This window comes from Pedobacter sp. AJM (assembly GCF_002197755.1).
Taxonomy (GTDB): Bacteria; Bacteroidota; Bacteroidia; order Sphingobacteriales; family Sphingobacteriaceae; genus Pedobacter.
Genome location: NZ_NHOT01000011.1, coordinates 104,239 through 116,089, shown reverse-complemented (window position 1 = coordinate 116,089; position 11,851 = coordinate 104,239). Strand labels below are relative to the sequence as shown.

General features: G+C 39.7%; 6 protein-coding genes. 5 read left to right on the top strand and 1 reads right to left on the bottom strand.

From position 1 onward, the window contains the following. Positions 1–750 precede the first annotated feature (750 nt). Positions 751–2,946: a radical SAM protein gene (locus CBW18_RS17870; RefSeq protein ID WP_088302740.1), complete on the top strand. Its 2,196-nt coding sequence runs from the start codon at positions 751–753 to the stop codon at positions 2,944–2,946. Positions 2,947–3,013: 67 nt separating this feature from the next. Here CBW18_RS17870 and CBW18_RS17865 read toward each other — a convergent pair whose 3' ends face one another. After that, positions 3,014–6,241, bottom strand: a complete 3,228-nt coding sequence (locus CBW18_RS17865) for an amidohydrolase family protein (RefSeq protein WP_172406570.1) — start codon at positions 6,239–6,241, stop codon at positions 3,014–3,016. A gap of 169 nt (positions 6,242–6,410) precedes the next feature. On the opposite strand from CBW18_RS17865, the gene CBW18_RS17860 reads away from it, so the two are divergent. The 4 genes from CBW18_RS17860 (at position 6,411) to CBW18_RS17840 (ending at position 11,686) form a co-directional block, all read left to right on the top strand. Next, complete coding sequence (locus CBW18_RS17860) at positions 6,411–8,309, top strand: ATP-dependent DNA helicase RecQ (protein ID WP_088302739.1); 1,899 nt, start codon at positions 6,411–6,413, stop codon at positions 8,307–8,309. Between the two features lie 142 nt (positions 8,310–8,451). Then, positions 8,452–9,759, top strand: coding sequence for an MFS transporter (locus CBW18_RS17855; protein ID WP_088302737.1), 1,308 nt, complete (start codon positions 8,452–8,454; stop codon positions 9,757–9,759). Positions 9,760–9,776: 17 nt separating this feature from the next. Further along, positions 9,777–10,514 (top strand): (Fe-S)-binding protein, encoded by a 738-nt coding sequence (locus CBW18_RS17850; protein WP_088302736.1) that lies wholly within the window; start codon positions 9,777–9,779, stop codon positions 10,512–10,514. Positions 10,515–10,792: 278 nt separating this feature from the next. Next, positions 10,793–11,686, top strand: coding sequence for a hypothetical protein (locus CBW18_RS17840; protein ID WP_088302735.1), 894 nt, complete (start codon positions 10,793–10,795; stop codon positions 11,684–11,686). Positions 11,687–11,851: the final 165 nt, after the last annotated feature.

Sequence of the window (11,851 nt, the reverse complement as noted above, 5' to 3'; positions counted from 1 at the left end):
CCATCATCTCCCAGGCCGGTAGCAGGGTGCAGATAGCGTGGTGGCTATAGCGGGATGCAGATCATCATTTAGATCGTCATTGCGAGGCGGCTTTTTCAGCCAGCGAAGTAATCTTATTGTATAATTGTCAATAGGGATGTTTTCAGCTGGCCACTTTTGGGGGATCAAAAAGATATCTACATTGCTGTCGAGGTGACGAGGTGTGCTTTGCCAAGGTTTATTTTTCCTTTACAAGTTAGTTTAAACCTCATGTCTCACCATATCCTATAACATGCCCTTATGAGCTAGATGATAATTATGCTAATAGGTGTTTATATGTTAGGGGTAAATAGAGAACACTTCGTCTGGTAGTACAAAGACATAGTATCTTGCTGATCTTAAAAAAATGAAATTATCAAAAAAGTCAGGTTTAATCACATAAAGTACATTAGAATATCAATGCTGGTTTGGCAGAGTTGTTTTTTCATTCTTAGCCTTGTGTTTTTGATCTTAAATGATTTCCATGTCTGATATGGTCATGATTAACTGTATAATGCACATTAGAAAGTATAAGGCATACTATTTGGGTGCTTTTATGTTTTAAAGGTATTTACATTATAAATTGGCATATCTTTAATTGTAGAAAATATAAACGATGATAGAATACTTTCATTCATTATTTACTCATATTTAATTCAAAAGATTTAAGAAAACATCATCAATGATTTAAAATCTACAAAATCCCGTACTTTTGTGTTTTAAATATTTCCTTTGAAGACAGAACTTTTTATCATCACGCCACCTTTTACCCAACTGAATACACCCTATCCGGCATCGGCGTATATAAAAGGCTTTCTGAATACTAAAAATATCAGTGCTACCCAGGCTGATCTAGGTATTGAGGTGATCCTCAAAATGTTTTCTAAGAACGGCTTAACCTCATTATTTGCTACGCCTTTAACAAAACCGCTAAGTGCCAATTCAAAGCGAATACTCGCTTTAAAAAATGAGTACCTGAAAACCATTGATACGGTTATTCATTTTCTCCAGGGTAAAAATCCAACTTTAGCCTTACAGATTTGCAGCAGTGATTTTCTGCCGGAGGCATCACGGTTTTCACAGCTGGAAGAGCTTGACTGGGCCTTTGGTGCCATGGGTACACAAGATAAAGCCAAACATCTGGCTACACTCTATCTCGAAGATCTTTCAGATTATATTGTAGAATGTGTGGATGAGAATTTTGGTTTCAGCCGGTATGCAGAACGACTGGGCAGAAGTGCTAATTCCTTTGACGAATTGTATACTACACTGGCGCAGGCTCCCAGTTATATTGATGAGCTCCTGATTTCCATTTTAAAAGAACATATCGAAAAAGTTCAGCCGGAGCTATTTCTGATTTCAGTTCCCTTTCCCGGGAATCTGTATAGTGCATTCCGCGCTGCACAGTGGGTTAAAAAACATCATCCCCAAATTAAAATTTCCATGGGTGGCGGTTTTCCAAATACAGAGTTGCGCTCCCTTTCGGATACGCGGGTTTTTGAATTTTTTGATTTCATCACCCTGGATGATGGTGAGTTACCGATAGAATTGCTTATTGAGAACATCAGTGGAAGAGTTCCAAAAGAGATGCAGCTCTATAAACGTACTTTTCTGCTGGAAAACGGAAAAGTAGTTTACAGAAATGATTCCTTCCGCAAAGATTATAAACAGGCTGATGTTGGTACACCGGATTATTCAGGTTTATTGCTGGATCAATACATCTCAGTGATTGAAATCGTGAACCCAATGCACCGCATGTGGAGCGATGGCAGGTGGAATAAGTTAACCATGGCCCATGGCTGTTATTGGGGTAAGTGCACTTTCTGTGACATTTCACTGGATTATATTAAAGTTTATGAACCAGTTCAGGCAAAGCAGATTGTAGACCGGATTGAGGAATTATCCATTAAAACCGGACAAAACGGATTCCATTTTGTGGACGAAGCCGCACCACCAGCCCTGATGCGTGAGGTGGCCCTGGAAATTCTCCGGCGTAAACTGGCTGTTACCTGGTGGACCAATATCCGGTTCGAGAAAAGTTTTACCGCAGATTTATGTTTACTTTTAAAGGCATCAGGTTGTATTGCTGTTTCAGGTGGATTAGAAGTTGCCTCCGATCGCTTACTTAAACTGATAGAAAAAGGGGTAACGGTTGAACAGGTAGCCCGGGTAACCCGGAACTTTACCGAAGCAGGTATTATGGTACATGCTTATTTAATGTACGGTTATCCTACACAAACCATCCAGGAAACGGTAGATAGCCTTGAAATGGTCAGGCAGTTATTTGAAGCAGGTATCCTGCAATCCGGTTTCTGGCATCAGTTCGCCATGACGGCACATAGTCCGGTGGGATTATATCCTGAAAAATTTGGCGTAATAAAAGATTCAGAAATCATCGGAACCTTTGCCAATAACGACATTAATTATACCGATAGAACAGGAATCGATCATAATAAATTCAGCTTTGGATTAAAAAAGTCATTGTTCAACTTCATGCACGGCATCTGCTTTGATTATGAACTTCAGGATTGGTTTGATTTTAAGATTCCCAGGACAAAAATCCCGGAAGACTTTATTGAAATTGCCTTAAACGAAGATCAACAATTCAATACGAAGCCTACAGCAAAAGTAGTTTGGTTAGGTAATAATCCTGAAATAGATTATTTTACTAAAACCAAAAAAGGAAATTCGTGGGAAATGACAACGCTTACTTTTCATGATAAAAAGCAAACATTTACCATTCAAACCAATAGAAATGAAGGCGAATGGTTGAGTGCTATTCTTCAAAAAATTTCAATTGAAAGAGAAAAGGTTTATACTTTCGCCGATGTTAAAGCTGATTTTGAAACAGGGATGGAAAACTTCGAATTGTTCTGGTATTCAAAACCAGTCAACAATTTGAGGGAATTTGGTTTGTTGGTGCTTTAATTTTTTTATAAGTTTCCCCGCAGATTACAAACACCTGCATAAATCTTATTAATCTGCGGGATAAAATTTAGTCACAATGCGGAACCGTAAAAATCCAGGTTTCAGATTCACCATTTGGCACGATGTATCCATTTCCCCTGGCATTTTCGAACCATAATTTACTGCGGAGCTTTTCCCTGGTGCCAACCTCATTCATGGTTGCACTATCATACAGCCGGCCATTAATCATCACGTATTTGATTTTTTCTGAATTACGAATATCATCCAGGGGATTGGCATCCATAATCACCATATCGGCCAGTTTTCCAACTTCCAAAGAGCCAAGTTCTTTATTCATTCCTAAATAAGCTGCACCATTTAAAGTGGCATTTCTAATTGCCTGCAGCGGTGTAAATCCACCTTGTACAAACATCCACAATTCCCAGTGTGCGCCCAAACCCTGGATTTGGCCGTGTGCGCCCAGGTTTACTTTAGTACCTCCATTGGCAATTTGTTTGGCAGCCTTGGCAATATCAATATGGTTGTAGTCACTGTATTCAGAAGTTGTTCGGCGCCTGGCCCTGGCATCAATAATGGAACGCGGCGTATAAGTCATTAACTTTTCGTTTTCCCATACATTGGTTCGATCATACCAGTAATTTTCGCCCCACTGCCCTCCATAGGCCACAATTAAAGTAGGGGTATAGGCCACATCTGTATTGTTCCATAGCGTGGTGACATCTTTATAAACAGGTAAAACCGGTATACTATGCTCAATGCCGGTATGTCCGTCCACAATCATATTCATATTATGAAAAAATGTGGAACCACCCTCAGGCACCACTTCCATTTTTAACTGTCTTGCTGCTTCCAGAATTTGCTGGCGCTGCTCTCTGCGGGGTTGATTATATGATTTTACGGAAAATGCACCCATGGCCTTTAAACGCTTAAGATTGGCCAAGGCATCATCTAAACTATTAATCACTACTTTGAAATCTCCATCGGCACCATATAAAATCGAACCGGTTGAATAAACCCTCGGACCAATCATCCTGCCCGCTTTCAGCATTTCACTCTGGCTGAATACCATTTCCGTATTGCTGGATGGATCATGTGATGTTGTAACTCCAAAGGCCAGGTTGGCCAGGTAACTCCAGTCGCTTTGTGGTGAAATCCCGTCAGGACTTGTGCGTAGATGCGCATGTACATCAATTATACCGGGCATAATGGTTTTTCCATTCACATCAATCACTTTTGCATTGGCCGGAATCGTAACCGCATCAGTTTTACCAATGGCCGTAATTTTATTACCATCAGTTAATATGGTTCCGTTTTCAATTACTTCGTCGCCTTTCATGGAGATAATTCTGGCACCTTTTAATGCCACCATACCAGTTGGTACATCTGATTTTAGAACCAGGTTAATATCAACTGAAGTGGCCTGAATTTTTGGCGAACTGCCATCAAAATTAAAGGAACGGTTTACATCTACAGTAAAATATTTAGGTCCTAAAGTCCAGTGCAGATTTTTACTGTCGGCACTCCATTGGATGTATGTTCCGCCATCTGTGGTGATTTTGGCCACCGGAATGGCTTTGTTTCCTGCTGATGCATCCTGGGCGGTTCCAATATTGATCATCGGGGTAATATACACATTGAAGAGCTCGTTAAAAGCCAGCCATTTATTATCCGGACTGATGACAAACTGATTGGCATATTGGGATGTGAAATGTGTTCTTTCATTTCCGCCATTTAGATCAATGCTTTTCAGGGCTTTCTTCCCTTCAGCATAACTTTGAAAATAAATCCGCGTATCGGTATTGTTAAACTGCGGGCGGATGCCATTATCAGAAACAAGCGTTTTAGCCCCACCGTTTGCCGGCATGATGAAAATTCCGGTTCCACGACCATAATTATAGCCCAGCACATCATTTCCACTACCTTTTCTGAACACGATTTTATCACCTTTGGTAGAATATTGAGGCGAATAATAAAAACCTTTTTCGTCGCTTAAGCTAATGGTTTTTCCAGATCTTAAATCGGTTCTTTTAATGGCTCCGCGGAGTTCGTCGCTCCAGGTGGTGTATACTACAAACCTGCCATCCGGACTAAATGCCGGCTCAAATTCAAAATCCAATCCATTGGTTAAACGTTCGGGTGTTCCATTGGGCAATTCTTTTTTATAAAGATATCCGGCTGCGTTAAAAATAATGGTTTTACCATCTGGTGATGTACTTAACTGTCTGAGCATTTTTGCTGAAAAATCTTTGCTAAATACCTGCTGCTCAAAATGTAAAGCCTGCTGTATGGTTTGAACAGTGTTTGCCTGAAACGGAATGGTTGAATTGATCAGCGTTCCAATTTCTGTCTTCCTGATTTTTCCTTTAGCATAAAACACAAGGCTTTTGCTGTCAGGTGTCCAGGCGAAGTTCGGGTAAACACCAAAAATAGCCCAGGTTTCCTGCTGATCGTGAGATAAATCTTCGTTTACAGGCCATTCTTCACCTGTTTTAATATTTTGTACATATAGTGTAGATTTCAAACGGACCCTTTTCACAAAAGCGATCAGATTTCCATCCGGTGAAACCTGAGGACGGCAGGCGCCCCCTTGCTCATTAATAAATGTGGTTAATTTTCCGGTGGTTAAATCCAGCTGGCGGATGGCATAAATGGTACCATTCGGGTCTTTACTGTATTCAAAATCTGGTCCGGGACTTACATCTTCACTGAAGTAGACATATCTTCCATCGGGTGAAACGTTGGGTTCACCGGCATCCTGCTGGTCATTTTTCCGTTTGGTAAGCTGAACACCTTCACCGCCGTTTATATTGTACATCCACATTTCACCGGCACCTAATGAGCGACTGGCGGTAAAATGCTTACGGGCGATCAGGTATTCACTGTTTGGCATCCAGGTAGCGTTATTTAAGAGCCTGAAGTTTTCCTTTGTTACCTGCTTTTTATCGGAGCCATCGCGGCTCATAATCCAGATGTTATCACCACCACTTTTATCGCTGGTGTAAGAAATATATTTGCCATTCGGACTAAACCTTGGCTGAACATCGTAAGCAATGCCACCGCTGATTAATTTGGCCTGGCCACCGGAAATGGGCATGGTGTAGATATCACCTAATAAATCAAAAACAATTTCCTGGCCATCCGGACTCACATCCAGGTTCATCCAGGTACCTTCATCCGTATTTAGCGTAAAATTCTTGGTTGTACCCTGATATTTTTCTACATCCCATTTTTTTTCCTGGGCATTTGAAGTGAAAAATAAAAGAGAGAGCGCAGAAAAAAAGTAAAGGTTTTTCATTTTATATTAAGGACATTTTTAATCAAGTAAATAATTTCAGTGAACTGATTTTCCAGCATTTATTGACGTATTGAACAAAGTTAATAATCTTTTGCAAGATGGTTTTGATCCAATTGTAAATATGCTATTGCTTTACATATAAATTTTATAGTTTTGATACCGCCGATTTATGACAGCCATAGAGATTTTACAAAAATACTGGGGTTATCCAGCCTTCCGACCGCTCCAGCAGGATATTATCAATTCTGTTCTGGAAGGAAAAGACAGTTTAGCACTTCTACCCACCGGAGGAGGTAAATCGGTTTGTTTTCAGGTTCCCGCATTGGTAAAAGAAGGCATTTGTATTGTCGTTTCGCCCTTAATCGCCCTGATGAAAGATCAGGTGGAAAACCTGAAATCAAGGGGAATTGAAGCCATAGCCATTTATGCAGGGATGGGAAAGCGCGAAATTGATATTTTACTGGATAACTGTATCTACGGTAAGATCAAGTTCCTTTACCTGTCTCCTGAAAGACTATTAGCTGAATTGGTTCGTGTGCGGATTTCTTATATGAATGTCAATCTTATTGCAGTTGATGAAGCGCATTGTATTTCCCAATGGGGATATGATTTTCGCCCGCCATACCAGCAAATTGCCAGGCTCAGGGAAATTCATCCCGAAGTACCGGTATTGGCACTCACTGCTACGGCAACGGCTTTTGTAAGGCAAGATATAATGGATAAGCTGGAGATGACTGATCCGCAGGTTTTTGTGAAAAGTTTTGCTCGCGATAACCTGAGCTATGTTGTTTTTAATAAAGAAGATAAGTATAAAAAACTACTGGACATTTGTACAAATGTGAAGGGCACAGGTTTGGTATATGTGCGCAACAGGCGTGAAACGGCTGAAGTTTCTAATTTTTTAAACCGCAATCAGGTCAAGGCTGATTTTTACCATGCTGGTTTAGAAAGGGATGTCAGATTTAAAAAGCAGGAAGACTGGAAACTAAATAAGACCCGTATTATGGTGGCCACAAATGCTTTTGGAATGGGGATTGACAAGGCTGACGTGCGTACTGTGGTACACCTGGATTTACCCGAAAGCCTGGAAGCTTATTATCAGGAAGCGGGGAGGGCCGGAAGGGATGAGAAAAGAAGTTACGCCGTTTTATTGGCCAATCAATCTGATATCTTGAACCTGGAATCACGCTATATTGATAGTTTTCCTGCTCCTGATGATATCCGAAAAACCTACCATTATCTGGGCAGCTATTTTCAGCTGGCTTTTGGTGCGGGCGAAGGCCTTACTTTTACTTTTGATATAGCTGATTTTTGCAAGCGTTTTAACATCAGTGTATTAAAAACAATATCTGCCCTCAAGTTTCTGGAACATGATGGCTACCTTACCCTGTCAGAAAGTGTTTTTCTACCCTCCAGAATGATGTTTATCGCCAGTCATGAAGATATTTACAGGTTTCAGATTGAAAACAAGGTTTACGATGGTATTATTAAAACCATTTTAAGATCACATGGAGGTGCTTTTGATGGCTTTATCAGCATCAATGAAGCAGATCTGGCCAAAAAAACAGGTTTGTCTTATAAAGATATCATTGCCTTACTGCATAAATTACAATCGCTGGAACTACTTACTTATATTCAGCAAACCGACCAGCCACAGTTGCAATATGTCAGGCCACGTGTGGATATGGATCATTTTGATTTAGATGTAAAGTATCTCGAATTGCGTAAAGAAATTCTACTGAAGCAGATAAATGCAGTAATCAGCTATGCTTCAACAAATATTTGCCGCAGCATTCAGTTACTGGCTTATTTTGATGAACATCATGCTTCAAAATGTGGCGTTTGCGATGTTTGCCTGGCTGAAAAAAAAGCTGAAAACGACCAGCTGATCAATGATGAAATTGACTTCGAAATCATTTCTTTATTGCAGCAACAGGCCTTTACGCTGGATGATTTGGTAACCGCCATTAAGAAGGGTACCGAAAATGAACGGATCGATGCCATTCGGGAATTATTAGACGCAGGTAAAATTAAAACGGATGGAAAGAAATATTATCTGGAGGCGTAAAAAGATAGATTTGAGATGCCAGATTTGAGATTTGAAAACTATTAATTGTAAATTGAGAACTGTTAACCATAATTATCGGTAAAATATTAGTTTTGTATTAATCATATCAATCTGTGTAATCTTCCGCGAAGCGAAAATATAAATGATAGAAAAAAACAATAAGAAAACCATCCGTTCATGGGCTTTCTTCGACTGGGCAAATTCGGCCTATAACCTCGTAATTACGTCCACAATTTTTCCGGCTTACTATACCATTATCACCACAACTAAAGAACATGGTGATCAGGTTACCTTTTTTGGAAGACATTTTGTTAATACATCGCTTTCTAACTATGCGCTATCATTTGCATATCTGATTATGGCTTTAGCCCTGCCCATACTTTCTTCTATTGCCGACAGGAGGGGGAATAAAAAATCATTCATGAAATTTTTTACTTACATGGGTGGCCTGGCTTGTATGGCCTTATATTTCTTTAAGCTGGATACCCTTGAAATGAGTATCATATTTTTTGTACTGGCTGCAATGGGCTATATTGGTGGGGTGTTATTTAGTAATGCATACCTCCCTGAAATCGCGACAGAAGAACACCAGGACCGGGTAAGTGCACAGGGCTTTTCTTATGGATATATCGGCTCTGTTTTGCTTCAGCTGATTTGTTTTTTATTCGTATTAAAGCCAGAGTGGTTCGGTATTACAGATGCCTCCTTTCCGCCGAGATTGTCATTCTTACTGGTAGGTGTGTGGTGGATCGCATTTTCCCAAATTCCGTTTCATGTGCTGCCAAACGGAACTCCCCAGGTAACTAAAATCAAAACCAATATCATTAAAGATGGCTTTAGTGAATTATCGAAGGTTTGGAAACAGCTGAAGCAAATTAAAAGACTAAAAGGTTTTCTATTTTCTTTTTTCTTTTATTCAATGGGTGTTCAGACCATCATGCTGGCTGCTGCAGGTTTTGCCGAAAAAACATTAAAGTTAGGAACAGCAAAGTTAATTGCGGTGATCTTAATTATTCAACTCGTTGCTATTCCGGGAGCATTACTGATGTCGTTTCTGGCTAAAAAGGTGGGTAATGTGAATGTTTTAATCATGGTGGTGCTGGTTTGGATCGGCTGTTGCGTATATGGCTACAACATTACCAACGAATACCAGTTTTATGCTCTGGCCGCGATTGTGGGACTGATTATGGGTGGAATTCAGTCGCTATCCCGTTCTACCTATTCTAAATATTTGCCCTTAAATACACCAGATACCACCTCATTTTTTAGTTTTTATGATGTTACGGAGAAACTGGCTATTGTAATCGGGTTATTTAGTTTTGCCTATATTGAAGATTTAACAGGTAATATTCGCTATTCCATTATTGCTTTGGCATCATTTTTCATCATTGGTTTAATCTTTTTGCTGATCTTAAGAAAAAACGAAAGCAAAGAAATAGTAAAACCGTAAGTTTGCCCTGAAATATGATGAAAGTAGAATTATTTGTGCCTTGTTTTGTAGATCAGCTCTATCCGGAAACCGCCTTTAATACGTTAAGGTTATTAGAAAAATCAGGCTGTGAGGTTAGCTATAATTCCAAACAAACGTGTTGCGGACAGCCAGCCTACAATGCCGGTTACTGGGATGAAGCAAAAGAAGTAGGTACTAAATTTTTAAATGATTTTTCAGAAAATACTTATGTAGTGGCACCTTCTGCCTCTTGTGTAGGCATGGTAAAGGGTGGCTATAATGATTTGTTTACCAATACGATCGTGCACAACAAATGCAGGAATTTACAATCTAATATCTGGGAACTTTCAGACTTTTTGATCAACGTAGCGAAAAAAGATTATTTCGGCGCAGAGCTGGAAGGTAAGGCCGTTTACCACGATTCGTGCAGTGCTTTACGTGAATGTAAAATTAAAGACGAACCCCGTCAGTTGCTTTCAAAAGTTCATGGTTTGGAAATGCTGGAAATGGAGGATACAGATATGTGCTGTGGTTTTGGAGGTACCTTTGCTGTTAAATTCGATGCGATTTCTTCTGCAATGGCCGAACAAAAAGTAAATCACGCCATGGCACAACATGCTGATTACATTATTTCAACAGATTTATCCTGCTTATTGCATTTACAAGGCTATATTGAAAAAAATAACCTGCCCATCAAAACCATGCACCTTGCTGATGTTTTGTGTAATGGCTGGCTGGAAAGTACTGAATATTAATTTCGTCAGCATAAATGTTTCCGTAAAGTAGCGTTTAATACAAACCACTCGCATTAATTAAAATTTTCCTTAAACGCCAAACGCCAAACGCCAAACGCCAAACGCCAAACGCCAAACGCCAAACGCCAAACGCCAAACGCCAAACGCCAAACAAAACCCAAAGGTCATTAAACCTTTTTGATCCGATTGTATCCAAAAGAAATTAAGAAGCAGCAATTATAAGCCAAAAAAAATCAGATTTATTTGCCTCTTAATGATTAAAAAAACACATTCAAAAAATGAAAAAAATATTTTTAGCACTGATAGGGATTACTTGCCTTTTATCCGTTGCAGATGCACAAAAGAAAACTTCGGGTGCCATTCAGTTTGAAACCACCATTGATCCGGCAGCTATGGCAGCAGCAAGTGGCATGCAGATTCCGGATCAGATGAAAGCTAGAATGCCTTCGGCCAGTAAGAGCAATTTCGAATTGTTGTTTACGGCCACTCAGGCAAGTTACATGGCTGTTGAAGATATGGAAGATAGCAATGGTGCCGGTGGCGGCGGCGGCGGAATGGGCAGAATGATGATGCGTTTCGGTGGAGGAGGCGGCAACCGGGAATACTATTATAATTTTGCAGATCAAAAGCTTACTGAAGTTTTTGATTTAAATGATACCACCTATTATATGCCAAGTAAATTGGAACTGTCTGCTTCTGGTCCAATTAGCTCATTTAGAATGGGCGGAACACCTGGTGATACTTCAAAACCTAAACCGGTTGCAGCTCCAAAAATAGAAGTTTTAAAAACGGATGCTACAAAAAAAATCATTGGGTTTGATTGCAAAGAGGTCATTGTCAAATCAACCAGATCAGTTAAAATTCTGGATATGGATAAAGACGTAACTGAAGAAACACATCTCTGGTATACGAATGATCTTGGATTTAATTTTTCTCCAAATCCTAAAATGTGGACAGAAGGTACAGTTTTGGCTATTGAAGGAAGAGGTAGTTCAACCATTGCCAAAAGTATTGAATATAGGGGCGTGAGCACTAAAGATGTTACACCTCCAAAGAAAGCAAGGTTAATTACTGAAGCGGAATATAAAGTTAAAATGGATAATATGATGAAGCGTTTCAGGCAAAACAGGCCACGTGGTGGTGTTCAGCGAATCGTTGTTCCAGGGAATTAAAATTGGAAAAATGTATTATAGAGGCCTTTCAGATTTATTTTGAAAGGCTTTTATCTTTAAAAAGGGTTAATTTCTAAGAAGTTTTAGAAGTAATTATTTCGTCCGTTCTCATGTACTCCTCCCTTGGGCGTCCTCCTAAACTCGATTCAAATCTGGATTTTATTT

Bases quoted from the DNA above. Each gene is read 5' to 3' on its own strand.
- CBW18_RS17865 (WP_172406570.1), bottom strand. From the start codon at position 6,241: ATGAAAAACCTTTACTTTTTTTCTGCGCTCTCTCTTTTATTTTTCACT.
- CBW18_RS17860 (WP_088302739.1), top strand. From the start codon at position 6,411: ATGACAGCCATAGAGATTTTACAAAAATACTGGGGTTATCCAGCCTTC.
- CBW18_RS17855 (WP_088302737.1), top strand. From the start codon at position 8,452: ATGATAGAAAAAAACAATAAGAAAACCATCCGTTCATGGGCTTTCTTC.
- CBW18_RS17850 (WP_088302736.1), top strand. From the start codon at position 9,777: ATGAAAGTAGAATTATTTGTGCCTTGTTTTGTAGATCAGCTCTATCCG.
- CBW18_RS17840 (WP_088302735.1), top strand. From the start codon at position 10,793: ATGAAAAAAATATTTTTAGCACTGATAGGGATTACTTGCCTTTTATCC.